This window comes from Candidatus Nitrosopumilus sp. bin_7KS, from assembly GCF_054095835.1.
In genome coordinates, this window is sequence record NZ_JBSWSO010000004.1 from 258222 (window position 1) to 282238 (window position 24017).

Consider the following 24017-nt stretch of genomic DNA (forward strand, 5'->3'; position numbering starts at 1 on the left):
TATGAATTCTATGTATATTTGTGCTCATTTCTCTATCGAATTTTTAATTGTGGATTAGACAGGTCTTCGATTCCTATCTAACCCACGAATAACAGTATTTCTAAAGGGATAAAAATCATATGAGGCGTTTAGAATCTTCCAATCTCGCTTGCAGGAAATCCATACACATCAATCCATTTAGACTAATTAAGAGATAATTTCTATGATTAATCATTGAAACGAGTTGGTCTATTGGGATGTGGTGCTATGGGTACTCAAATTGCACTAGCAATTGATTCTGGAAAAATTCCTGCAACTCTCACACATGTTTATGATGACTCAAAAGAGAAATCTAAATTATTAGTTGAAAAATTAATAAACAAACCTGAAATTGTTGAGAATTCACATTTACTCTCTTCAAACCCTGTGGACATTGTTGTAGAAGCTGCATCACAAGACGCTGTTAGAGATGCATCTTTGAGTGTCTTACAAAACAAGAAAGATCTAATGATAATGAGTGTTGGCGCATTACTAGATGAATCAATTTATGATATTTTATCTGATGCTTGCAAGGATTTCAAAAAAACAATTTATCTTCCTTCAGGAGCAATTGCAGGATTGGATGGAATTAAATCAATTAAAGATGAACTTGAATCTCTATCCATAACAACAACAAAACATCCTCGTTCATTAAAGGGGGCAAAGTTTTTTGAAACCTCGGATATCCGCTTAGATGAAATTAATTCTCCAACTGTAATCTTTCAAGGGGTGGCAAAAGAAGCAGTATCATTATTCCCTGCAAACATCAATGTTGCAGCGCTATTGTCTTTGTCTGGAATTGGCAGTGAAAAAACTAAAGTGAAAATTATTGCAGATCCTAATACTGACAAAAACACTCATCATATTGAGGCCGAAGGAAAATTTGGGAAAATGACTTTTACTATAGAAAACTATCCTGATACAAATAATCCTAAAACTAGTAGACTGGCAATTCTATCTGCAATTGAAACTTTGAGAAAGTATTGTTCAGATGACATTCAGATTGGTACGTAATATGGCAATAATTGCCACATTTGCCAAGTTTTCATATAATTCTGGACTATTTCCCATTCTTTAAATCCCCTCAAATTCAATTTTTATTGGTTTATGCTCGTACAACAATCCTCTGAACTCAAAGAAGAGATTATGAGACTCAAAAAAGAAAAAGATGTGGTAATTCTAGCACATAATTATCAAATTCCTGATGTCCAGGATATTGCTGATTTTACTGGCGATTCATTGGGATTATCTAGACAAGCTGCAACTGTTGATCAAAAAACAATTTTGTTTTGTGGTGTGCACTTTATGGCAGAAACTGCAGCTATTATCAGTCCTGACAAAAAGGTTCTAATTCCTGATTTAGAAGCTGGTTGCTCATTATCTGATTCTATCACTGTAGATGAATTAAGAAATTGGAAAAATCAACATCCTGATGCAATCGCAGTTGGATATGTTAACACTACTGCTGAAATTAAAGCAGAATTAGATTATTGTTGCACTTCAGCTAATGCTGTAAATGTTGTAAAATCGATTCCAGAAGATAAAGATATTTTATTTTTGCCTGATATGTTCCTAGGATCTTATGTAGCCAAAATGACTGGCAGAAAAAATATGCACATATGGGCTGGTGAATGCCATGTCCATGCAGGTATCACTCCTGAAGATGTCACTAAAAAATTAGAGTCTATGCAGGATGCCGAATTCCTTATTCATCCTGAATGCGGTTGTACAACTCCAATGATGTATGATGTTGCAGATGGAAGTTATGATGACAAAAAAGTTTCAATTCTGTCTACTGAAGGAATGCTCAAACATGCAAACAAATCCAAATCAAAGAATTTTGTAGTTGCTACAGAAACTGGAATTTTATATAAAATGAAACAACAAAATCCTGATAAGACATTCATTCCTGCATCTGAAAAAGCAGAATGTCAATATATGAAAATGATCACTCTTGAAAAAGTGTATGACACATTGATAAATGAAAAAAATGTTGTCACTGTTCCTAAAGAAATTGCAGATAAGGCCCGTTTAGCAATTGATAGAATGCTTGCAATTAGCTAAATCTCTCTATTATGGCTGGATTATTTTCCCGTGAACCTAAAGATCCTCAAAAGAAAAAAAATGTTCAAAAATTAAAAGAACTTAAAAAACTAGTAAAAGAAAAAAAATATGCTGAGGCTTTAAAATCAGGCATAGATTATTTACATAAGGTGCCAAATAATCATGATGTTTTGTTTACTGTAGGTGGGATTTACTATTTACAAAATAAACACAAAACTGCAATCTCTTATTTTGAAAAAGCTCTTGAAATTGGAACTTATGATGTTGATGTTTTACTGTTAAAGGCATATTCTCATCAAAAGTTAGGAGAAGATAAACGAGCTATACAATGCTGTAAAAAAATCCAGGAAATTGATCCTAAAAATAAATCTGTATCTAATTTGTTAGATGAATTAAATTAAATCTCCAAACTCATGTCAATTCCTTTGACCGAATTTGTGATACTTCCTACTGAGATAATATCTACCTCAGTTTGACCATATTTTGAAATATTTTTGGAGGTTATACCGCCTGATGCTTCAAGTAATACCTTGTTTTTTAATTTTTGATTTTTTAAAGTTTGAATCGTTTTTTTAATTTGGGCTGGAGTAAAGTTATCTAGCATGATTATGGTTGCTCCTTCTTTTGCCGCTAACACTGCATCAGCTGTATTTTCAACCTCCACTTCAAATTTTTTGTATTTTTTCTTTGTTTTTTTAATCAAAGATAGTAATGAATCCCCTATTGCAATGTGATTATCTTTAATCATAACCATTTCATCAAGTGAAAGTCTGTGTTTTTTACCTCCTCCTATTTCCACTGCTTCTTTATCAAAATATCTTAGGCCTGGGGCTGTTTTTCTTGTTGCATACAATTTTGTTTTCTTTGGGATTTTTTTTACTAATGCATTTGTTTGAGTTGCAATTCCACTCATTCTTGTTAAGAGGTTTAACGCTGTTCTCTCACAAGTTAGTATGTTTCCTGCATTTCCAGTAATGATCATTATAGTTTGATTTGGCTTTATTTTAGAACCATCTTTTTTCAAAATTTTTGAGTTACATCCTTTTAATTTGAAAATTTCTTTTGCATATGATGTTCCTGCAATAATGGCATTTTCTCTAGAGATTATTCTAACAGAAATTTTTTTCTTTGGTAGTAGGTTACTTGTGATATCTCCCTTACCAATATCTTCAGCAAGAAATTGTAATAATTGCTTTTTTGGATTAAATGTCAATATACTGATGAAATGTTAATCTGATTTTAAAGATTTTATGTTACTTTGATTGCGTATTTACCTTTTGTAGTAATTCCTAATGTTTTAGAAATTTCTGAATTTGTTGGATCAACTACTAGTACAACTCCATTCCAATCTGGTGTCAAGTCTGATGATTTACAATTTGGACATACCTTTAGAGTTGTTACATGTTTACATTTGCGGCATGCCATTTCTCGTGCCATTCTAACTTGCCTCTACTTTTTCTTCTTTTGCTGGCTCTTCTTTGCCACCGCTGGCTTTTTTAATTTCTTCTACAATCCAATCATCTGCACCAAGGAATGGTTGTCTACATGTAATTCCAATCTTGCCCATTGCTGCAGCTTTTCCTAATGACACTGCAGTAATTCTTGCACGAAGAGTAGAACCAACTTTGAGTGTTCTACCACTTTGGTTTGCTAGAATCATTCCAGATTTTACATCACTCTTTAGATAATCATCCATCACTTGTGACAAGTGAAGTAATGCATCAGTTGGACCAATTCTTACAAATGCTCCAAAGTCTGTAATGTCTACAATTTCACCTTGAACAATTTCTTGTAATTTTGGATAAAATGTTAATGCTTCAAATTCAACTTTATGGAATGTTCCGCCATCTCCGGCAATCATTTTTCCCATCTCATCTACTTTGGCATCTAAAATCATAATGATATATCCTAAATCTGCATTAATCATACTCTCGTATTTTTCTTTGAGAATGTTTACTGCGGCCTTTTTGAGTGTAGTTCCAAATAAGCTTGGAGGAATCCTAACAACATCAACTAGGGTAGATATAGAAAACAAATGTACAGTTTTTCTCGAATTTCAATTTATGAATGTTTAGGTGATTTCAGGCTTAAATTCTCAAAGATTTTTGATATTTTTCAAATAAATGGCAATTTCTTTTGGTCTCTAACTTATGTTTAAATAATGTAGAATGACTTTTTGACGCAATGGTTGGAATCGATCAAGTTCTTGAAAAACTCAGTACTGTAATTGATCCTGATTTGAAAAAAGATATCGTATCAATGGGTATGATTAAGGATTTAGAACTTAATGATGGTAATCTAAAATTTACTTTAGAATTAACAACTCCTGCTTGTCCTTTTAATGTTGAAATTGAAGATGATGTCCGAAAGGCAATTGCAGACCTTTCTGATTTGAAAAATTTTGATTTGAAAGTAACTGCCAAAGTTATGGAGGGTCGTTCCCTTGATGATGATACAGGAATGGCAACTGTCAAAAATATTATTGGTGTTGCAAGTGGAAAGGGTGGAGTAGGAAAATCTACAGTCTCTTTGAATTTAGCATTAGCATTATCTCAGTCTGGAGCAAAAGTTGGTTTATTGGATGCTGACATCTATGGTCCTAGTATTCCTTTGATGCTTGGAATGAAAGATGGATTTATGGAAGTTGAAGATAACAAACTTCAACCTGCAGACTCTAATGGATTAAAAGTTGTATCCTTTGGTTTCTTTGCTGATCAATCAAACCAAGCCGCAATTTATCGTGGTCCAATTATTTCTGGAATTTTAAAACAATTTTTAGTTGACACTAACTGGTCTGAATTGGATTATCTAATTGTAGATCTTCCTCCTGGTACTGGTGATATCCCATTAACTCTTGCACAAACAATTCCTATTACTGGCATCCTTGTGGTTACAACTCCTCAAGATGTTGCAAGTGATGTAGCAGTCAAAGCAGTTTCAATGTTTGAAAAACTAAATGTTCCAATTATTGGAGTTGTTGAAAACATGTCTCATTTTATTTGTCCAAACTGTGATGATAAACATTACATCTTTGGTGAAGGTGGTGCAAAGAAAATTAGTGAAAAATTTAACATTCCATTTTTAGGTGAAATTCCATTAAACTCTGGAATTATGGCTGGCTCTGATTTAGGAAAACCAATTATGATTACAAATCCTGATTCTCCAAGTTCAGTGGCTTTTAGAAAAAGTGCAAAAAATATTGCAGCACAATGCAGCATTATTGCAGCAAAATTACAAGAAGAGATGGCATCTGAAAGCGCTAGTGAAGAATCTGTACCTGAGCCAAGTACTAGTTAGATTCCTGTGAAATTACCTACTTCATTAAGAGAACAAATGAAAATTCCTCTAGGGGTACTCTTACCTGAAAGTCAAGCCGATAAACTACATATCCAAAAATATCTTTCTGAAGATTCGTATGTTATTACTATAGGGGATAGAACTACTGAAAAAATGATTAATTTTGATTTGATTCCATCGTTGCAAATTATTGATGGATTGGAAAAAAGAGAAAAAAGAGAACCTCCTAAAATAGAAAATGCTATCGAATTAACTGTTGATAATCCTGCAGCTGAAATTACTTCTGAAAGTATTTCCATGATCAAAAAGGCCTTCACTCTGCAAACACCTGTGAGACTTTTAGTCAATGGAGAGGAAGACTTGCTTGTTCTACCCGTATGTATACATGCACCTGAAAATGCGGTTGTTTTGTATGGTCAGCCAAATGAAGGACTAGTAATAGTGCAATTAACTCCAGAAATAAGAAATAGAGTACAAACACTACTTGATTTAATGGAATAATCGGGGTGTGATGAGACGGTGGCTGTATGATATTGATGATTACCCCACTATTACCTCTGACCCTATTAATTCATAATTAGCCAAATCAAAATACACCAAATTTCATACAACAATTGACATTTGAAGATAAACACTGATTCTATCATGTATTGTTGTGAAATTAGATCCTGAACTTTCGTTACAAATTTTAGAAAAAGTTGGAATCTATTCTAATCGTTTCTCAATTCCTGAACCTAAAATTCTCTTAACTACCAAAGAAGTATTGGATGCTCCAAAAGAAATGACTGAAGGTAGAAGAACATCTGCCTACAAGTACTATGGAGTTTCGTATCTTCAACATAATCTTGTATTCATCAATGTAAGAAAAATTCCTGACGAGAAGAATTTAGAAAATACCATAGTTCATGAATTGATTCACATGAGATTTCCATATCTTGCCCATGGGAAAAGATTCAACAAATTAGTACGACAAGGACTTAGAGGAAAAGTATTTCCTCCATATCGAAAAAGAAGTAAGATCTCTGCTATTTGATTTATATTTACTAGGATTTGGCAAGCGAGTATACGATGGAAATAGCTGAAATTCTGCCCTTTATTGCAGGTATTGCATCATTTTTAGTTGCAGGTGGTTTGGTGGCATGGATTGTCAAACAACCAGCAGGAACAAAAGAGATGATGGATATTTCCAACGCCGTCAAAGAAGGCGCTTCTGCATTTCTAAAGAGAGAAATGAAAATAATTATTCCAGTTGCTATTGCACTATCTTTGATTATTGGTATTTTCTTAACTCCGTCAAACGGAATTGCATTTGCTGTTGGTGCAGCACTTTCTGCAGTTGCAGGAATTATTTCATTAAAAATTACAGTAAAAGCAGCAGTTAGAGCTGCAAATCTTAGTGGAAGTGGACTTGGACAAACATTTGCTATGGCCTTTAGAGGTGGTGCAACAGTCGGTTTAGCAGTTCCTGCAATGGCACTTTTAGCAATTACTGGACTTTATCTTATTTTCCCTGACCCAATTACTATTGCAGGAGTTGGAATTGGAGCAAGCCTTATTGCATTATTCATTAGAATTGGTGGTGGTATTTTTACAAAAGCCGCAGATATGGGTGCTGACTTGGTAGGAAAAGTTGAAGCAAATATTCCTGAAGATGATCCTCGAAATCCTGCAACTATTGCAGATAACGTAGGAGATAATGTTGGCGATGCAGCCGGAATGGGCTCTGATGTTTATGAATCTTATATTGTTACAATTCTTGCAGCATTACTCATTGCAGCATTAATTGGTGCACCAAACTTTTTCCTTTATCCTATCTTGATTGGTTCATCTGGAATGATTGCATCAATTATTGGTGTGGTAATAGTTGGTTCTAAGAATGTCACAGATGTAATGAAACCACTTAATCGTTCATTTTATGTTTCAGCTGCAATTGCAATTGGACTCAACTATGTCTTTATCACACAATTCATTGGAGATTCTCCAGCATCATATGCATTATTTGGTTCAACTGTCATTGGAGTAATTTTGGTTCCAGTGATTCAGAAAATTACAGATTACTATACAAGTTACAAACAAAAACCAGTTATTGAAATTGCAGAATCTGCAAAATGGGGATATGCATCATTAACATTAATGGGAATTATCAAAGGAATGCAATCTACAGGACCATTTATGATTGCATTAGTTGTAGCAATTATTCTCTCTTACAGTATCGCATCAGGTGCAGCACCTGAAGGTTCAGACCCAGTACTTTATGGAATATTTGGAACTGCAATGACTGCCATGGCTATGCTAAGTCTAGCAGGAATTGTTCTTAGTATTGATGCATTTGGTCCAATCGCAGATAATGCAGGTGGAATTGTTGAGATGACTGGAATGGGTGAAGAGAATCGTAAAGTTACTGATGAAATTGATGCTGTTGGAAATACAACTAAAGCCGTCACCAAAGGCTTTGCAATTGCCAGTGCTGCATTAGCTGCATTAGCTATGATTCAAGCATTTCAATTTGAAGCAGCCCATGTCTTTGAAGGAGTACTAGAATTAGATTATAGTTTAACAAACCCTGCAATTATAGTTGGATTGCTTATTGGTGGATTAATTCCATTTATCATTACAGGTCAACTGATTAATGGTGTATCACGTGCTGCAGGAAAAATGGTTGATGAAGTTAGACGTCAATTCAAAGCAGATTCTGGAATTCTTGCAGGAACATCAAAACCTGATTATGCTAAATGTGTAGATATTGCCACTGTTGCATCAATTAAAGAACTGTGGAAACCAGCAATCGTTGCAATTCTTTCTCCAATAATTTTAGGTATCTTGTTAGGCCCAACTGCAGTAGCTGGATTACTAATGGGTGCAGTTGTTACTGGAATTTTACTAGCATATCACTTGGCAAATACTGGTGGTGCATGGGATAATGCAAAGAAACTAGTTGAAATGAGAGGAGAGAAAGGTTCTGAAGTTCACAAAGTTGCAGTAGTTGGAGATATTATTGGTGATCCTTACAAAGACACTGCAGGTCCAGCACTTAACACTGTCATTAAACTACTAAACACAATTGCAATAGTATTCGTATCTGCATTTGTTGCAATTATTGCAATCTAAATAAAATTAAATTCCTTATTCAAATCAGGTTTGATCAATTCAACTTGTGCAAGAAAATGTGTTGTGTATTGATTATTCTTGATAATGAACTAACAAAGTTTTTTCCATAACTGGATGGACTGCTATGATTTTATCCTTTTTTTCTGCTAGAAAATCATTTACAACATCTTGAAGAAAAACCCCTGCCTTTAATTCACTAGCGTCAAAATATTTTATTTTATGAACCATGAGTAACAGGAAGTTAAACGAGGTTATAACGATGGTGAATAGATAAAGAAACTCTTTAAGCAAAATCAGCGTAATATTAGTAACGTAGTGGTGTGAGTTTGCATATCTGTAAAGAAGGACTGAATTGACTACTCAGCTACGTACAATTTATTGTCAAATTATCTAATCTTCAACAATTAGCGTCATGTCTAATTCATCAATTTGAGCTTGAATTGCTTTTTTTAAAGTAACATTATGTGTCTCACAGAATTTGAAATAGTTATCAGCGGTTTGGAAACACCCACAAATCCACTTTGTTTTTTTATCTCCTTCTACTGTCCATTTTGAATATTTGTTTTCAGACATGGATATTCTATGTTGACTAGTCTAAAAAATATGTCTTTGAATAAAAAGGAAAAATGATTAAGGACAGCCTTCCATCTTTTGAATGAAGTAGCCTTTTTCCTTAATTGCCTGTTCAACAGGTTCTGGTGCTCCTTGTGAATGGCAGAATTGACATTCATTTGTAGTCATTTCTGATTCTCCCTCACCGACGGATTTTAACCACTCTTTACCATATGTGATGGCTTTATCGTGGTCTTTTTCACCAGTAATTACATCAAAGTGCATGGTGTGACCATCTGCTGCTTTGACATAAGTGTCGTATACGTGAATTTCCATGAATGTAATTAAAAAAAGGGATATTTAATTCAAAGATCATCAATATTTATGAAATATTCAGTTGTAATAGAAATTCCAAACTCTTCAAACATACTTTTAGAATTAGATGATACTAATTCCCCAAAAACTGTTAATGACTTTGTATCTAAGTTACCTTTTACTGTAGATCTTAATGTTTGGGGTGATGAAATTTACACATCAAAATCTCCGATATCGCAACCTGAAGAAAATGCAAAGTCTCCAGTTGAACTACATGATGTTGCATACTGGCCAACAGGCAAGGCCATCTGCTTGTTTTATGGGCCTACACCTATTGGAAATCCTGGGGAAATTACTCCTGCATCACCTGTTAACATTATTGGAAAAATTATTTCTCCTGATAAAAAAATTCTAAATAATGTTCATAGTGAGCGTGCTACATTCAGTCTTCACTCTTGAATTATTCTTCAATAAGAATTTCTATGATGTCTGCCTCAAGTAGAAACGCTCTAAAGTTTTTGTTAATTCCTGAGTAAATTACCCATACTACTGGATTGCTTTGCATGAATTTTTTATCTGTGTTTGAGGGGTAGGCATCTGACTGTGGATGTGAGTGAAATATGCCTATTACCTCCATTTTTTTCTCCTCAGCAATACTGTACCCTTCAATTAATTGATTATTTGAAATTGTAAAGTTTACAGAAGATTTTTCAATATTTTCTGTTAAAAAAAGATCTAACACCTTACCATCTTTACCAAATAATAACGCACATGATTCGTTTGGTTTCTGATTTTCTGAAAATTCTTCTAGGATTTTTTTATCTTGTTGTGATAATTTGATTTTCTGCAAATCTATTCTACGTTAACAGTTCCAATCATCCATGGGTGTAAAATACAATAGTAATCATAACTTCCTGCATTGTTAAATGTAAACTCGAACGTATCTCCTGCAGATAAAATGTCTGAGTCAAATACTCCATCTGCTCCGTTGTCTGGTGTAACTGATGTTGCAGTATGCATTGTGTTATCTACATTGTCCCAAATTACAGTAGTTCCAGCTGAGATTTTTAAAATTTCTGGATCATAGTATATTTGTCCATCTTCAGGAATTGCTGCCCCTTGAGGAATTGTTATTTTGGTTGGTTCTTTTGCAGCTTCAATAACTATGGATGCGACCATCCAAGGATGTACAATGCACAAGTATTCGTATTCACCTATCTCTAAATTACTTGTATCTAATGAAAATATTTCACCTGCACTCATTAAACTAGAATCAAATGTTTCTCCATAGTCTACTGCACTTGTTACAGTATGTGCTGCCGAATCTGCATTTGTCCATTCAATAACGTATCCTTGTGTAACTACTGCTACATCTGGTGAATAATCTGGATTTCCTTCTTGAGCTGAATTTTCAAGAATTTCAATTGCAAATATTGGTCCTGATGGTGTAAGATCTTCTGTTGGTTCTTCAACTGTTGCTTGTTGAGGAATCATGTATGTGTCAGGAGCTGCGAAAATTCCAAATGATACCCACATGATAATTCCAGTAGCTGCTGCCATTGACACAATTGCTCCAATTGGTTTTACAATTGTAGGATGTTTCATAGATAGATATGCTATAGTTATTGCAGGAAATGCAATTGCCATTAAAATTCCTGCTATGGTAACTGTATAGTTTGATGTATTCAAAGTCATAGCATACATTCCGAATCCTAGTGCTATGGATAAAATCACCAAAGTCGTGGCTTTGGCTCTATTACTTGTTGAAACCCCTCCATCTAAGATACCTGCTGCTAGGAAAATTAATCCAACAAACATGGTAAGGCCAGTAAGTGCGTGCATTCCATCGATGAATGTGTGTGCAATGCCTGCATACGATAATGTAAGACCAGCTAATCCTATAGCTGTTAGTCCCATTCCTGGCATCATGAGGTCCCAATTACTCATTTAAGATAGCTGATAGGACTGAGATACTTATTCCTTGCGAAATTATGTGGGATCTAGACGAAGAAATTAAATGGCTTTGGAATAGGATAGAGTGAATTGGGATTTAATGAAATACTGGAGATATCCAAACCACGAATTGTTGTTCTTTTAGTAATTACTGCGGTCACATCCATGTATGCTGCAAGTAAGTTAGTTCCAGGTGTTCCTGATCTGGATTATTGGTCATATTTGCATATTATTATTGCAGGTGGTTTGGCATCTGCTGGCTCTAGTGCACTAAACCACTATTATGACAGAGACATTGATCCTAAGATGATTAGAACTAGTACTAGACCAATTCCTTCTGGAAAGATGGCAGCATCTAATGTTTTGATATATGGGTTGGCTGTAAGTTGTATCTCTGTAATCTATGGTTACTTTGCATTGAATGCAGTTTCTGCATTCTTTATCGCAGTGGGAATTTTCTCATATGTTGTAATATACACAGTTTGGCTAAAACGAAGACACACATCCAATATTGTTATTGGTGGTATTGCAGGTAGTGCCGCAGCTTGGGCTGGATGGGCAGCAGCTACTGGTAGTATGGATTTGTTAGGTTTCTTGGTTGGCTTTTTGGTTTTTGTTTGGACTCCTTCTCACTTTTGGTGTCTTGCAATGAAAATCAAAGATGAATATGCAAAAGCAGAAGTTCCAATGCTCCCTGTTGTAATCGGAATGCAAAAAACTTCAAAATTTATTTTAGGTAACACATTAATTTTAATTCCATATTCTTTGATACTTTCATTTATTCCAGATGGATTGGGAATTGTTTATACTGCTATTGCAATAGTTTCTGGAGCATTGATGCTTGTATATCATTACAAATTAACAAAGAATCCTACATCTGAATTTGCATGGAAGGCATACAAAGTAACTGCTCCATATCTTACAATAATTTTTGTCGCTGTTGCATTAGATGCAGCATTTCATTTCCCGTTATTCTAAAATTTATTTATCTACGCCTGGGAAACTGGCTTCGTAATCGCTTTCCATTGTTTCTTTTACCTGTGCTTCGTGCTTGTCAACTGTTTTCTCAACTACAACAACTTCAATTCTACGCTCCTCTTTGGTAATCCATGAGACTGTAATTAGACCAAGTATCTCTAAATCTAATAGAATTTTATTGAATCTGTCATCTGCAATTGCATGCCCATCTTTTACAAGACTTTTAAAAAGCTCAACATCTGTTAAACGATTTGCTTCCTTGATCTTATCAAATACTATATTTCTTATTGGTATTGCCATTTTTTATCCGTAGAATGATTTATCCCCTGACTTTGGTACCACGTTAGATATACTTTCCTTTACAGTGTTGTACCATTGGTCTACTTCTTTTGTGATGGATGGTCTGACTCGCTTCAAACTATTTGCAAAGTCATGACTTGAAATCTTTGGTGAGTTATTTCTCATTGCTTCAACTGCTGCTTCTCTGCATAGTGCTGCCAAATCTGCACCTGAATAATTTTGAGTAGCTACTGCAATCTCTTGTAATTTCACATCACTTTCTAGTGGCATTTTTCGTGTTAAAATTTTGATAATTTCCAATCTTCCTTTTTCATCTGGTGGAGATACATAAAGCACCAAATCTAATCTTCCTGTTCTGAGTAAAGAATTATCTAAAACATCTGGACGATTTGTAATTCCAATTACTACCACTCTTGATGAGATGCCTTCTTCAATTTCTGTTAGTAGTTGACTTAGAATTGTTTCACCCGTTCCGCCTTCGCCTGACTTGAAACGTGCAATGGAATCCAACTCATCAAATATTACCACACATGGTGATGATGATTTGGCTTTTCTAAAAATCTCTCTTACTGCTTTTTCAGATTCTCCTAGCCATTTGGAGAGAATTTCAGGACCTCTGACCAAGATCATGTTTGCTCCAGTTTCAGTAGCTAAAGCTCTGGCAAGCAGTGTTTTTCCACAACCTGGTGGGCCATAAATTAAAGCACCTTTTGGTGGCTTTATTCCCATCTTTGTAAATTTACTAGGCTCTTTCATGGCCATTATGAGATTATCTGTAAGTGATTTTTTTATCTCATCTAATCCTCCCACGTCTTGCCACCATACTTTTGGTCTTTCAACATAGAACTCCCTCATGGCAGTAGGTACTACTTCATGCATTGCGTCGTAAAAGTCAATTAGTTTAATCTGCATTGATTGTAACACTTCAGATGGAATTTTTTCTGTTTCAAGATCTATCTCTGGAAGATATCTTCTGATTGATTTTAGTGCAGCTTCTCTGCACAGTGATTTGATATCTGCACCAGTATACCCGTGTAATTCTGATGACAAATCTTTGAGATCGACATCATCGCTAATTGGCATTGCTCTAGTATGAATTTCAAGAATCTCCAGTCTCCCATCTTCATTGGGGACTGAAATCTCAAATTCTCTATCAAATCTACCTGGTCTTCTAAGGGCAGGATCTACACTATCTGGTCTATTTGTAGCACCCAAAACAATTACGTTTCCTCTATCATTAAGACCGTCCATTAATGCCAATAGCTGAGCAACAACTCTTTTTTCTACATCTCCATATGCTTCCTCTCTTTTTGGTGCAATGGCATCAATCTCATCTATGAAGATTATACTTGGTGAATTGTCTTTTGCTTCTTTGAAAATATCTCTTAGTTTTGCTTCTGTCTCTCCGTAATACTTGTTCATTATTTCTGGACCATTAATTGGAAACATGTTAGCTTCTGATTCACTTGCCATAACTTTTGCAAGAAGAGTTTTTCCACAACCTGGTGGACCATAAAGTAAAATTCCACTATGTGGCTCAATTCCTAATCGTACAAATAATTCTGGATGCTTTAATGGAAGTTCAACAATTTCCCTCATTGCTTTAACTTCACGTCTTAAGCCTCCTACCTCTTCATATGTTACTCTGACTTTTCTATCCACTGATGTCTCAGTTGATATGCTGAGGTTTGTCGTACGGTCTATCTTTACTACGCCTTTTGGAGATGTTTTTGAAATTTTAAAATCTATAGAGTTTCCTAAAATCATAACTGAGATTTCATCTCCGTGAGTAATTGGCAATCCTTTCAATCTATTTTTTACAAAGTCTGTGAATTCTTTGTCAACTGTAACTGTATCATTTAATGGTGTTAATGAAACTGTTTTTGCAAACTTTGATGTCACTTTTCTAATTTTTACAAAGTCATTTAATGATGCTCCGACATTTTTCCTTGTTTGTCCATCCACTCGAATAATGTCTGGTAGTTTTTCGTCTTCATCAACTGGCCAGACAACGGCACAACTGGATCTTGAACCCATTACTTCGACAATATCTCCTGGTGTTACTTTGAGAAAATCCATGGCTTCAGGACCAATTCGAGCACGCTTCTTTCCTACGTCTCGTTGTTTTGCTTCTCCAATCCTCATTTGCAAAGGTTCTTCTTTGCGTGCCAAAAAATCACCTATTTCATGTCAACTGACATTCTACTCATATTGAGAACTTCAAACTCACTTACCCCGTCAGTTGATCTAATTGCGTTCTCTAGAGCGTCACTTTGACCTTCTTTATCTTCTAAAACAAATTCTGCTTTGATACACTCTAAACCAAATGCTAATGGCTCTTTTGCATGTCTTTTCATTGACATTCCTTCTGGTAATGTTGTTTTAATGGTCTCAGCCAATTTATCTAGATCTACTTCCATGCCCTTTGGAAGAATTTTTGTTACAAATAGTAATTGAACCATTTTTCTAAGGTCCCTGAAAGTTACATGATGAACAAGTATAGTTTCTTGCTGCTTCTCTGCAACTTTGACATCTCCAAATTAAATCGGCACCACAATTAGGACAATTGAATTTTACACATTTATCATTAGGCATAATTGGTCTATGGCAGCAACTACATGTTGGTAATGATATGGTAGATGATGACATACCACGATTTTCTGTAAACATCATTTATACCTTCCTTGAAAATTATGCGTATTCTAACTAAGTAATTTTTTGATTTCTCCGCCAATCAGAGTTTGAGCAGTTTTGATGGATCCCTTTAATCCTAATAATTTTATAATTGAACTTGTGTGAAAATCAAAATCATCTTTTTCTGAAATGTCTTTGATAATTTCTGGTGTAATTGATTCAAATAATTTGTTGATTGTGTTGTTGTCCACTCGCTCTAAAATTTTTCTTGCCAAAAGTTGTTTTTCAAACTCTTTACCAAATCTTTCTGTCCATTTTTTTTGATATTGTTCCAAGTCTGCTTTGTTGTTTGTTTTCAAAAATTCTGATATTGCTTGTCCTGCGTATACTCCTCCCATCCCACTTGTGAATATGCCTCCTGCAGTTGTTGGTTTTGCTTGCCCTGCAGCATCTCCAACTATTACTATTTTACCTTCGATAAAATTTTTGATGGGACCTTTAATCCAGATTGGCGCATAAATTTTTCTAATTGTTGAATATTTTCCTTTCTCTTTGAGAATTTTTTCTAATGTTTCAGATACACTAATCCCTTTACCTGCAACTCCGACTTTACCTTTACCTTCACCTGATGGAATTATCCATGCAAAAAATCCTGGGTATTTTTCTTGATCAAAATTTACTTCCACTTTGCCTTTCTTTATCCAGTCTGCATAGATTTCATATTGAGCTGATGACAATATTCCAGTTCTATCTTTATGAATTAATGATGAAACTCCTCTTGCATCCACAAAAACTTTACAATCAATTTTTTCATCCTTTGTTCTAATTCCAGTATCTGTAATCTCTTGGAAACTAGTTCGGACTTTGATGATTGCACCATTTTTTTGAGCTTGAAACGCAATCTGTTTGTCCAACTCCCTTCTACTGATTTCAATAACTTTTTGTTTTACAGAATTTATTGTGAAACTAGTTCCATTTGGTGCTGTAATTTCTGCTGATTCTATCATATGATCAAATGTTTTTCTAAATGGAATGACTCCTAATTCTTCCAATCCTGATAAACTGACTAGTCCTCCACAATGTTCTGGCGTTCCAATCTCGTAATCTTCTTCCATAACTAGAACGCTGTAACCATTCCTGGCAATTTCTCTTGCACAAAGTAAACCTGCAACGCTCCCTCCTGCGATTACTACGTCATAGATCATGGATTTTGTTTTTTTGTCAATTATTTAATTCAAAAGTTTTTCATTAAGCCTACTTTTGATTATATCATGGGAGATATCAAACAGGTAATTGTAGTTAGAACTGATCTAGATATGGGTAAAGGCAAAATTGCAGCCCAGGTAGGCCATGCATGTGTGCTTGGTGCAGAACATGTTCGAAAATCTCATCCTGAATGGTATCAAAAATGGTGGGGTGGACAAGAGAAGGTCGTAGTCAAAGTATCTGGAATTAAAGATTTACAAGAAATTAAACGTCATGCAATTGATTTGAATCTGCCTTGGTCTGAGGTATCTGATGCTGGTCATACACAGTTGGCCCCTGGCACTACAACATGTATCTCAATTGGCCCTGCACCAGAAAACTTGATTGATAAAATTACAGGGGATCTTAAATTATTATAATTATTACTTGGAATAAGATATAACAAGGCTCAATATTTTTTCTAACATGAAGAAAAAAGGTGTTCTAGTTACCATATTTTTCGGATTTATTTTACTTTCATCTACTGTGTTGCTAACATTACCTGGAATTGATCCTGGCACTGATTCTCCTGAAGTCTCAGTTACTGGAACTCCTGCTGATAATTTCCCAGATGAGAAACGTGCACAATTTTGTGGTTCAAGTACAGCCCAGTCTACAAATTATGTTCAAGAATTTTCAATTCCAACATTGTGTACAAACCCACTTGCAATTGTAACTGATTATGATGGAAACGTGTGGTTTGCTCAAACTAATACTGGTAAAATTTCAAAGTTTGATCCTAATTCAAAAACATTTATTGAATATGAAAATCCATTGTGGCCTCAAGGTGGACGTTCAATGATGTGGGGAATGGATTATGCACCTGATGGTTCTATATGGTATACTGATGAATCTTATGATTCAATATGGAAATTCTCAACTATTGATGAGACCTATGATAGATTATCATATCCTTCTGAAGGTGATTCTTTACCTCAAAAATTACTAGTTGATGGCTCTCAAATAATAGTAAATGATTTTACTGGAAACAAACTCACATTTTTAGATCCTAATCAATCTGGTGAGGAAGTAAATTATCTTAGTATCCCGTCTCCAACTGATGACTCTGTAACTGCAGACTTTGCAGTTGATGCAAATGATAATGTCTGGTACACTAATTGGTTGTATCAACAGGGGGGAGTTTTAGTAAAGTTTGATCAAAATAGTTATCTAAACGCTGTTGCAACTTCTAGTGAAAAATTCCTTCCATTAATTGATTTTATTGAAATTTATCGATTACCTGTAAGTCTTCTAACTCCTAACGGTATTGCTGCAGCAGATGATGGTACTATTTGGATGGCTGATACTACATCTTCATCATTCTTTAATTTCGATCCTATAACTGAAAATTTTGTACAATATGTGACATCTGATCCTATGTTGAGCACCTATGGTAATCAGACAGGAGTTGTAAAGACGCCTATATCTAGACCTTATTGGATTGAATCTGATGATCAAGGTAGAATTGTTTTCAATGAACAAACTGCAAATAATATCTCTGTAATGGATCCAAAATCTCAATCTCTTGTTGAATATCATGTCCCTTCAAAGAATCCAAACTGGGCTGATTGTGACCCTGGAACAGGTATGATGTTGGCTGATTGTGGTGTTGCTCAAATCTTTGATTTTGCTATTGATGGTGAAAAAATTTGGTTTACTGAATGGGCAGAAAACAATATTGGCGTAGTTGACACTTCTATTCCGTTACCTTTGGAAATACAATTAACATCAACTTCTATCACAACCACTCCTGGAAATTCAAAACCTGTTAATTTTGTTGTATCCTCTTTGTCTCAAAAAGATCTACTTGGAGTTTCATTAATTTTATCTTCAACACATGATTTTTTGAATATTGAATTAGTTGATTCCACTAAAACATTCCAACTTGATTCAGATGCTCCTCGTCCAATCTCTCTTATTATTAATACTGCTGATAATGCAATCCCTGGTACATACAAAGTTCTACTTGGTGCACAATTATCTGATGTTGCAATTAGCAAATATGTAACAGTGACAATAGAGTGATACCTGATTTAGATTCTCAAATTGGGATTTTAGTTTACAGTACTAAATTTCCTGGCATAGGGGGTAAAATTAGAGTTGAACCTGAAGATTTTCAAGTTAGTGAATTAATTTCTGAAAAATCTAAAAAATCAATTAATGATGAACATGGATATGCTGTGTATAAATTAAAAAAGAAAAAAATTGACACCAATCATGCATTATCTGGGATTTTTAGACAAAAAGGAATTCGATTAAAATCACTTGGATTAAAAGATGCATCAGCAGTTACAGAACAATTTGTATGCTCTGGAAATAAAGGAAAGCCGATAGAAAATTTCTCAAGTGACAAATATTCTCTAGAGCACTTGGGATTTGTAAAAAAACCACTATCCAAAAAGGATATGATTGGAAATCATTTTAAATTAAAAATTTCTGATTGCCAAAATAAATTAGAATCTTTTACAGAATATGATAAAATTCTTAATTTCTATGGCTATCAGAGGTTTGGCTCAAAAAGACCTGTCACACATCATATTGGTAAGGCCATTTTACAGCAAGATTTTGAGAAAACTGTTGATTTGATCTTGTCCTTTACCTCTTCTTATGATTCTAAAGAAAATACTGAAATCCGTCAAAAACTATCTGATAAGGAAAATTATGAGCAATATTTTGATAAAGTTCCAATTCAAATGGATATTGAAAGAATTGTTCTAAAAGAAATGATTGAACACGGAGAACCAATTCGTGCCATTAGGGCAATCCCTGTTTCATTAAGACGATTTTACATTCAGGCTTACCAGTCTTTTATTTTCAATCAATCTTTGAGTGCTGCATTTTTAGACGGTGAGGATCTTTTTGAAGCACAAACAGGTGATGTTTGTTTTGACAATCATGGTATTATTGGAAAATATGTTAAAGGAATGGATCAAAATTTAGCATTGCCATTTGTTGGCTATTCATATTATAAAAAAACACGATTTGATTTTCAAATTTCAAAGGTTCTTCAACAAGAAGAAGTTTCCCCCAAAGACTTCTTCATTAAAGAGATGCAAGAAGCAAGTAGTGAGGGTGGGTTTAGACAAACTGCAATACAGTGTTCTGATTATTCTGCACATGATGATGTAGTAGAATTTTCATTATCTAGAGGATCTTTCGCAACAATTTTGTTAAGAGAAATAATGAAACCGCAAGATCCTATGATTGCTGGGTTTTGAGATCTGTTTTGAAAGAATAATTTCTTAGATGTCTTTAAGTTGTTGTTTTTTTAAGAAAATATGATTTAGATGGAAAGAGCATACATGCTAATTAGTTGTGAGATCGGAGAAGAACAATCCTTGTATTCACAATTAAAAAAAATCCCCGAAGTGAAAAGTTGTCTAATAACTTATGGAAGTTACGACGTTGTGGCTGAATTTGTAACTGATTCTGCTTCCCAAATTAATGAAATAATTACATCTAAAATCAGAAAATTACCAAACATTCGAAGTACGATTACTCTTCGTGTGACAACTTAATTTTTTTTGAGAATTACACACCCGATACCTAAAATAACTAGTCCGACAATCAATATCTGCAAGCCATAACTTATCCATTCTGGGTTTGCATACATGAATGATGATTCTGGCCCGACTATTGATTGACCTTGAAGATGAAAAATAAAACCGAACATTCCGATGATGATTCCAATTATTATGATAGTTTTTCCGCCTTTCATGACTTTATTTCTTGATTCTAGTAAAAAAGGGTAAAGAGAATTGATTATTTGAGCAAATGATTTTCCGATTTGGTTTTTAATTATTTTCTTTTGAGCATGTAATGTGTCTAATTGGGATAATTACCAACAAGAGTCAAGTGTGCGTAGTCATATCGGACTAATCCTATTTGTATCCTCAGCGTCTCTTGCTATTCTGTTGTTTTTGATTTTTCATCCGCAAATTGAGACAATTAACAAAGAATCTCCTATTCTTATCAACATCATGTTTTTCCCTGCTATGGCTGTAGGGTTTCTTTATGGGATAAGAATCACTGAAAGGGCGGTAAAACCCTCAGAGATTCGTAGTCCTATCAAAAGATCAATTGTAAAACTGTTCTTGTTCTTTTTTGTAATTGGTGGGATGTTTAGCTCTGTGAATTTTGCAATTAATGGTGGTAGTATAATGCCTGATATGGAAATATTAGATGATGGATTGTTGCCTTGGATAAATAATTTCATCACTGCAAATGGTGGAGCTACTTTTCTAATAATCACAAGTATTGGTTTGATGGCAGCTGCTACAAAAAGAATCGTTGGAATGAATACTGGAATTGTAAATAGAATAGTTACCTTTGTTGGAACATTTGTGTTCTTTACAATGCTTGTATTGAGTTTTACAAAATCTGATCCTACATCATCTGGAGTTTTCTTGTATACTTTTTACCAAGCCGGAATTGTAGGTGGTGCCTTTTTTGCAATGAATCGTCTTACCAAAAATCAAAATATGCTAGAAGATTTTACAAATGGATATTAGGTTATTTCCACTTTGATGGATCCACATAAATTCTTGATGCTTCATTGTTGATTCTCTCTCTATATTTTACACAATCATCTGCTACAAAGTCATTTAATTTACATTCGTTAAAATGAGCTGTATTGTCTCTTGCCATATTATCTGAAAATAGTACATCATCAGCAGTAAAGAGTGCAATTAATCCTATTGCTGCTAAACTAGCAGATACTAAAATCATAGAGTATCCCACTTTAGCATAATTGTGAGGGTCTTTCATTTACGGTGAATCCATAACTCTTGAATTTAATCTTTTCAAGTTGAGATTTTGCGATCAAATTATTGGCATTAGGGATTTTTTTGGGAAAAGCTGAAAAGAAAGTACTCAAAAATATCTTCATTGAGCATTCAAATCTTACAATACGAATTTCTTGGACCTATTCCTCTTGAAGAATGGGGGCCTCCAATGGAAAAATTAGTTTACCTGATCCTCTCTAGGGATAAAGACAAATTCAATATTGTATATGTTGGTGATTGTGAAAAGACAGATGACAAGTCATTTTTTCTTCAACATTCTCAATACAAATGCTGGGTTGAACATTCAGGCTCTGAAAAATCGCTATACTTGGCAATCTTACCTCTCTTTGAATTTGATTCTGAACGTAGAAAAATTACAATTCAAAAGATAATTGCCCATTACAAACCTCTTTGCAACTCTGCAGATATCCCAGAATCAAAACCTGATTACATAGTACGAAAATCTGAAGATGTCAATACAAAATCTGAAAAAATTGTGTGTCTTTGTTGTGGGGCTGAAATGAAGCCTGAAAAGCTTCTTGAAAAATCTACCCTTTTCAGATGTACAGGTTGTGGGTTAAGTGATACTAAGATGAACTGTTAATTTTATTTTGAACATCAAATAACTGCAAAGTTAACAAATCAATAGCTTTTTTCAAATGTTGAAATTCATTTATTGAATGCATTTGTCCTTCAACCAATGCCCTTTGAACTTTGATAGAATTTTTTTGGAAATCCTCTGATGCAACAATTTCCATGGCGTTTAATTTTGATAATAAATTATCTAAATCTTTAATCATCTCATCTGATGGTTTGTGTTTGTCCATGATTTTATGAAATTATTTTGATATATGAATCGTTACAAAAGATCCTCATCGATTTCTTCAATGGGATCTAAATATTGTTGACATGTGCATGTTGGAATTTGGCATTTTCCTGCTTTCATAAGAGAACTGCTATTTTCATTTTTACTATGTGCCTCATTTGTGTGATGACATTTTTTACAATTCATATCAAAAACATTCTCTTCTAATATTTAAGCCGAGAATTAAGGAATTAAAACGGCCCTTGCTTCAATTTCAGAATCTTTTAATTTTTTGAGTACTTCATTTGCTTGCTCTAATGGAAAAATCTGAGAAATAACTTCTAGATTTTCTTCATCGCATATCTTGATTACTTGCTCCATGTCTTTTGTAGAGCCAATCAAAGTTCCACGAATTGTTTTCTCCTCAAATGGCATAAATGCTGGATTCTCACCAACAGTTGCAATTACAATTAATCCTCCCTTTTTTACTGATTTTATTGCAGTATCTGTGACTATATCTGCTGGGGCAAATACTATGGCCGCATCTAGCGTACCGTGTTTTTCTTTTAATGTGTCTAGAAACTCTTTTTGATTTTCAGAAAAAACCATTACATCTGATGCACCTAATCTTTTAGCAACATCAAGATGTTTCTGTGATCTTGAAAATGCAATGACTTTGCAATTTTCTACTTTGGCAAACTGAATTGCCATGTGTCCTACTCCTCCGATTCCAAAAATTCCAATTTTCTTATTTTGTTTTGGTTCTGCGGCCTTTACTGCTTTGTATGCTGTAATACCTGCACAAAATAACGGTGCAGCATACTCTGCCTTCATATTCTCTGGCACTTTGGTTGCAAAGTCTTCTACAACTGTAATGTATTCTGTATATCCTCCTTTGAAAGACTCTCCTGTAATTATTGATGATTCACACAGGTATTCTTTTCCTTCTTTACAATACTGACATTCTTTACATGCTTCTAACAGAGGAGTTATTCCTGCTCTGTCACCGATTTTAAATTTAGTAACTTTATTTCCAATCTGAACTACTTTTCCAACCACTTCGTGACCTGGAACTGTTGGTAGTGTTGGTGGAATTCCAATATCTTTCCAGTCTCCTTCAATTCCATGAAGTTGTGAATGACAAACCCCACAAGCTTCTATTTTCAATAAAATTTCATTTGATCTTTTAATTTCATGTTTATCAATTTGAGTAAGTTTCAAGGGACTTGTTTCAATTTTAGCACATTCTGAAAGTACCATTGCGCGCATTTTTTCCATAAAACCAATAATCCCTTACGAAATTTTAACATTCGTAATTTTTATTCTTAAAATACATGTATTCTATTTTAAAAATTTAATTCATAATCTATAAGCTTAAGTGCTCATAGTATCTGAGAATTCATGTCTGAAAGTATCAGTGAATCTTGTCTAGATTGTGGTACTCCTTTGGAATTAACAATTCAAGGTCAAAAGAAAAAAGCATGTACTAAATGCGGTGCATATCGTCGAAAAAGAGAATATTCTTAATCTCTGTATTTCAGAATATGAAAATTATTCTTAGATTATTATGGGATTATTCTTCTGAATTGAATATCCAGCGGGTGTTGAAATTATCATCAATCTGATAAATCCAATGGTCAGAGGTTGGTCTATCCTAAGCAATAGGCCAATCTTGCTTTTACGCTAAGATTTATTTGCAAAATTAAAAAATTCTATACATGGCTGAAATTACTGATGAAGATCGTGAGAGGGTCAAATTATTACAACTCATTACAAGTTCTAAACATGAATTCAAAAAACTAACTCTTGAGCAATTAAAAAGATTACAAGAACTAGTCGAAAAAAAAGATTACAGTCACGATAAAAAAGCACACAAATCTAAAGTCAAATTGCTAGGAAGAATTAACGTTAGAATTTATGAATTAACTGAAGGAAAAGGAATCTGGAATTAACAATGTCAACTA

The 24017-nt window shown here is 34.2% G+C and carries 35 protein-coding genes; 17 read left to right on the top strand and 18 right to left on the bottom strand.

From position 1 onward, the window contains the following. The first annotated feature begins 213 nt into the window (after nt 1–213). From ACW9W4_RS04810 to ACW9W4_RS04820, 3 genes are all read left to right on the top strand, one after another. On the top strand, nt 214–1032 hold the full coding sequence (locus ACW9W4_RS04810; RefSeq protein WP_457761342.1) for an aspartate dehydrogenase: 819 nt from the start codon (nt 214–216) through the stop codon (nt 1030–1032). Nucleotides 1033–1125: 93 nt separating this feature from the next. Further along, nucleotides 1126–2082 carry a quinolinate synthase NadA gene (gene nadA / locus ACW9W4_RS04815; RefSeq protein ID WP_457761343.1) on the top strand — a complete coding sequence of 319 codons (957 nt, stop codon included), beginning with the start codon at nt 1126–1128 and terminating at the stop codon, nt 2080–2082. An 11-nt stretch (nt 2083–2093) separates the two neighbouring features. Beyond that, on the top strand, nt 2094–2483 hold the full coding sequence (locus ACW9W4_RS04820; protein WP_457761344.1) for a tetratricopeptide repeat protein: 390 nt from the start codon (nt 2094–2096) through the stop codon (nt 2481–2483). Here ACW9W4_RS04820 and nadC read toward each other — a convergent pair. Genes nadC through ACW9W4_RS04835 form a run of 3 tightly spaced genes read right to left on the bottom strand, consistent with a single transcriptional unit; the run spans nt 2480 to nt 4117 of the window. Continuing rightward, on the bottom strand, nt 2480–3298 hold the full coding sequence (gene nadC, locus ACW9W4_RS04825; protein WP_457761458.1) for a carboxylating nicotinate-nucleotide diphosphorylase: 819 nt from the start codon (nt 3296–3298) through the stop codon (nt 2480–2482). The genes ACW9W4_RS04820 and nadC overlap by 4 nt on opposite strands. A gap of 32 nt (nt 3299–3330) precedes the next feature. Next, nucleotides 3331–3519 carry a transcription elongation factor subunit Spt4 gene (spt4, locus tag ACW9W4_RS04830; protein ID WP_014965554.1) on the bottom strand — a complete coding sequence of 63 codons (189 nt, stop codon included), beginning with the start codon at nt 3517–3519 and terminating at the stop codon, nt 3331–3333. Nucleotide 3520: 1 nt separating this feature from the next. Beyond that, nucleotides 3521–4117: a DNA-directed RNA polymerase gene (locus ACW9W4_RS04835; RefSeq protein ID WP_179362278.1), complete on the bottom strand. Its 597-nt coding sequence runs from the start codon at nt 4115–4117 to the stop codon at nt 3521–3523. A 149-nt stretch (nt 4118–4266) separates the two neighbouring features. On the opposite strand from ACW9W4_RS04835, the gene ACW9W4_RS04840 reads away from it, so the two are divergent. From ACW9W4_RS04840 to ACW9W4_RS04855, 4 genes are all read left to right on the top strand, one after another. After that, nucleotides 4267–5379 (top strand): Mrp/NBP35 family ATP-binding protein, encoded by a 1113-nt coding sequence (locus tag ACW9W4_RS04840; protein ID WP_457761345.1) that lies wholly within the window; start codon nt 4267–4269, stop codon nt 5377–5379. A gap of 36 nt (nt 5380–5415) precedes the next feature. Then, a complete protein-coding gene (locus ACW9W4_RS04845; RefSeq protein ID WP_457761346.1) occupies nt 5416–5880 on the top strand; it encodes a GTP-dependent dephospho-CoA kinase family protein in 465 nt (154 codons plus the stop codon). A 154-nt stretch (nt 5881–6034) separates the two neighbouring features. Next, nucleotides 6035–6412: a hypothetical protein gene (locus tag ACW9W4_RS04850; protein ID WP_457761347.1), complete on the top strand. Its 378-nt coding sequence runs from the start codon at nt 6035–6037 to the stop codon at nt 6410–6412. A gap of 35 nt (nt 6413–6447) precedes the next feature. Then, on the top strand, nt 6448–8487 hold the full coding sequence (locus ACW9W4_RS04855; protein WP_457761348.1) for a sodium-translocating pyrophosphatase: 2040 nt from the start codon (nt 6448–6450) through the stop codon (nt 8485–8487). 72 nt (nt 8488–8559) lie between these two features. Here the strand turns inward: ACW9W4_RS04855 and ACW9W4_RS04860 are convergent, their stop codons facing one another. The 3 genes from ACW9W4_RS04860 to ACW9W4_RS04870 all read right to left on the bottom strand — a co-directional run bounded on the left by ACW9W4_RS04860 (nt 8560) and on the right by ACW9W4_RS04870 (nt 9375). Continuing rightward, entirely contained in the window at nt 8560–8715 is a 156-nt protein-coding gene (locus tag ACW9W4_RS04860; protein ID WP_457761349.1) for a hypothetical protein, read from the bottom strand. A gap of 162 nt (nt 8716–8877) precedes the next feature. Beyond that, complete coding sequence (locus ACW9W4_RS04865) at nt 8878–9060, bottom strand: hypothetical protein (RefSeq protein WP_457761350.1); 183 nt, start codon at nt 9058–9060, stop codon at nt 8878–8880. Nucleotides 9061–9117: 57 nt separating this feature from the next. After that, complete coding sequence (locus tag ACW9W4_RS04870) at nt 9118–9375, bottom strand: DUF2024 family protein (protein WP_457761351.1); 258 nt, start codon at nt 9373–9375, stop codon at nt 9118–9120. A 48-nt stretch (nt 9376–9423) separates the two neighbouring features. Here ACW9W4_RS04870 and ACW9W4_RS04875 point away from each other — a divergent pair, with 48 nt between their 5' ends. Next, complete coding sequence (locus ACW9W4_RS04875) at nt 9424–9813, top strand: cyclophilin-like fold protein (RefSeq protein WP_457761352.1); 390 nt, start codon at nt 9424–9426, stop codon at nt 9811–9813. A 1-nt stretch (nt 9814) separates the two neighbouring features. On the opposite strand, the gene ACW9W4_RS04880 is transcribed toward ACW9W4_RS04875, so the two are convergent. Both ACW9W4_RS04880 and ACW9W4_RS04885 read right to left on the bottom strand, forming a co-directional pair. Next, complete coding sequence (locus ACW9W4_RS04880; RefSeq protein ID WP_457761353.1) at nt 9815–10204, bottom strand: Mov34/MPN/PAD-1 family protein; 390 nt, start codon at nt 10202–10204, stop codon at nt 9815–9817. Nucleotides 10205–10206: 2 nt separating this feature from the next. Beyond that, on the bottom strand, nt 10207–11301 hold the full coding sequence (locus ACW9W4_RS04885; protein WP_457761354.1) for a cupredoxin domain-containing protein: 1095 nt from the start codon (nt 11299–11301) through the stop codon (nt 10207–10209). Nucleotides 11302–11397: 96 nt separating this feature from the next. Between ACW9W4_RS04885 and ACW9W4_RS04890 the strand changes: the two genes are divergently transcribed. After that, nucleotides 11398–12285 carry a heme o synthase gene (locus ACW9W4_RS04890; protein ID WP_457761355.1) on the top strand — a complete coding sequence of 296 codons (888 nt, stop codon included), beginning with the start codon at nt 11398–11400 and terminating at the stop codon, nt 12283–12285. Between the two features lie 3 nt (nt 12286–12288). Here the strand turns inward: ACW9W4_RS04890 and ACW9W4_RS04895 are convergent, their stop codons facing one another. From ACW9W4_RS04895 to ACW9W4_RS04915, 5 genes are read right to left on the bottom strand one after another with little or no spacing between them, the layout of a single operon-like run. Beyond that, nucleotides 12289–12585 (bottom strand): hypothetical protein, encoded by a 297-nt coding sequence (locus ACW9W4_RS04895; RefSeq protein WP_457761356.1) that lies wholly within the window; start codon nt 12583–12585, stop codon nt 12289–12291. A 3-nt stretch (nt 12586–12588) separates the two neighbouring features. After that, nucleotides 12589–14757: a CDC48 family AAA ATPase gene (locus ACW9W4_RS04900; protein ID WP_457761357.1), complete on the bottom strand. Its 2169-nt coding sequence runs from the start codon at nt 14755–14757 to the stop codon at nt 12589–12591. Between the two features lie 8 nt (nt 14758–14765). Beyond that, a complete protein-coding gene (locus ACW9W4_RS04905) occupies nt 14766–15047 on the bottom strand; it encodes an elongation factor 1-beta (RefSeq protein WP_457761358.1) in 282 nt (93 codons plus the stop codon). Nucleotides 15048–15051: 4 nt separating this feature from the next. Further along, the gene (locus ACW9W4_RS04910) at nt 15052–15234 is read right to left on the bottom strand and encodes a zinc finger domain-containing protein (protein WP_457761359.1); all 183 of its coding nucleotides are present in this window, start codon (nt 15232–15234) and stop codon (nt 15052–15054) included. Between the two features lie 53 nt (nt 15235–15287). Next, nucleotides 15288–16424 carry an NAD(P)/FAD-dependent oxidoreductase gene (locus ACW9W4_RS04915; protein WP_457761360.1) on the bottom strand — a complete coding sequence of 379 codons (1137 nt, stop codon included), beginning with the start codon at nt 16422–16424 and terminating at the stop codon, nt 15288–15290. Nucleotides 16425–16490: 66 nt separating this feature from the next. Here ACW9W4_RS04915 and pth2 point away from each other — a divergent pair, with 66 nt between their 5' ends. The 4 genes from pth2 to ACW9W4_RS04935 all read left to right on the top strand — a co-directional run bounded on the left by pth2 (nt 16491) and on the right by ACW9W4_RS04935 (nt 19982). Further along, complete coding sequence (pth2, locus tag ACW9W4_RS04920; protein ID WP_457761361.1) at nt 16491–16844, top strand: peptidyl-tRNA hydrolase Pth2; 354 nt, start codon at nt 16491–16493, stop codon at nt 16842–16844. Between the two features lie 46 nt (nt 16845–16890). Next, entirely contained in the window at nt 16891–18489 is a 1599-nt protein-coding gene (locus tag ACW9W4_RS04925; RefSeq protein ID WP_457761362.1) for a Vgb family protein, read from the top strand. Beyond that, nucleotides 18486–19682: a tRNA pseudouridine(13) synthase TruD gene (gene truD, locus ACW9W4_RS04930; RefSeq protein ID WP_457761363.1), complete on the top strand. Its 1197-nt coding sequence runs from the start codon at nt 18486–18488 to the stop codon at nt 19680–19682. The genes ACW9W4_RS04925 and truD overlap by 4 nt, the downstream gene beginning before the upstream one ends. Before the next feature lie 69 nt (nt 19683–19751). Beyond that, nucleotides 19752–19982: an Lrp/AsnC ligand binding domain-containing protein gene (locus tag ACW9W4_RS04935; RefSeq protein WP_179362251.1), complete on the top strand. Its 231-nt coding sequence runs from the start codon at nt 19752–19754 to the stop codon at nt 19980–19982. Here ACW9W4_RS04935 and ACW9W4_RS04940 read toward each other — a convergent pair. Then, complete coding sequence (locus tag ACW9W4_RS04940; RefSeq protein ID WP_457761364.1) at nt 19979–20182, bottom strand: hypothetical protein; 204 nt, start codon at nt 20180–20182, stop codon at nt 19979–19981. The two genes, ACW9W4_RS04935 and ACW9W4_RS04940, sit on opposite strands and share 4 nt — an antisense overlap. Nucleotides 20183–20285: 103 nt before the next feature. On the opposite strand from ACW9W4_RS04940, the gene ACW9W4_RS04945 reads away from it, so the two are divergent. Further along, the gene (locus ACW9W4_RS04945; RefSeq protein WP_457761365.1) at nt 20286–20975 is read left to right on the top strand and encodes a hypothetical protein; all 690 of its coding nucleotides are present in this window, start codon (nt 20286–20288) and stop codon (nt 20973–20975) included. Nucleotide 20976: 1 nt separating this feature from the next. Here the strand turns inward: ACW9W4_RS04945 and ACW9W4_RS04950 are convergent, their stop codons facing one another. After that, entirely contained in the window at nt 20977–21231 is a 255-nt protein-coding gene (locus ACW9W4_RS04950; RefSeq protein ID WP_457761366.1) for a hypothetical protein, read from the bottom strand. A gap of 120 nt (nt 21232–21351) precedes the next feature. On the opposite strand from ACW9W4_RS04950, the gene ACW9W4_RS04955 reads away from it, so the two are divergent. Continuing rightward, the gene (locus ACW9W4_RS04955) at nt 21352–21852 is read left to right on the top strand and encodes a hypothetical protein (RefSeq protein ID WP_457761367.1); all 501 of its coding nucleotides are present in this window, start codon (nt 21352–21354) and stop codon (nt 21850–21852) included. Here ACW9W4_RS04955 and ACW9W4_RS04960 read toward each other — a convergent pair. From ACW9W4_RS04960 to ACW9W4_RS04970, 3 genes are read right to left on the bottom strand one after another with little or no spacing between them, the layout of a single operon-like run. Then, nucleotides 21836–22075, bottom strand: coding sequence for a hypothetical protein (locus ACW9W4_RS04960; protein ID WP_457761368.1), 240 nt, complete (start codon nt 22073–22075; stop codon nt 21836–21838). The genes ACW9W4_RS04955 and ACW9W4_RS04960 overlap by 17 nt on opposite strands. A gap of 32 nt (nt 22076–22107) precedes the next feature. Beyond that, on the bottom strand, nt 22108–22260 hold the full coding sequence (locus ACW9W4_RS04965) for a hypothetical protein (protein ID WP_457761369.1): 153 nt from the start codon (nt 22258–22260) through the stop codon (nt 22108–22110). A 36-nt stretch (nt 22261–22296) separates the two neighbouring features. Beyond that, nucleotides 22297–23331, bottom strand: coding sequence for an alcohol dehydrogenase catalytic domain-containing protein (locus ACW9W4_RS04970; protein WP_457761370.1), 1035 nt, complete (start codon nt 23329–23331; stop codon nt 22297–22299). A 123-nt stretch (nt 23332–23454) separates the two neighbouring features. Here ACW9W4_RS04970 and ACW9W4_RS04975 point away from each other — a divergent pair, with 123 nt between their 5' ends. Both ACW9W4_RS04975 and ACW9W4_RS04980 read left to right on the top strand, forming a co-directional pair. Beyond that, nucleotides 23455–23580, top strand: coding sequence for a hypothetical protein (locus ACW9W4_RS04975; protein ID WP_457761371.1), 126 nt, complete (start codon nt 23455–23457; stop codon nt 23578–23580). Nucleotides 23581–23771: 191 nt separating this feature from the next. Next, nucleotides 23772–24005 (top strand): hypothetical protein, encoded by a 234-nt coding sequence (locus ACW9W4_RS04980; RefSeq protein WP_457761372.1) that lies wholly within the window; start codon nt 23772–23774, stop codon nt 24003–24005. The last annotated feature ends 12 nt before the right edge of the window (nt 24006–24017 follow it).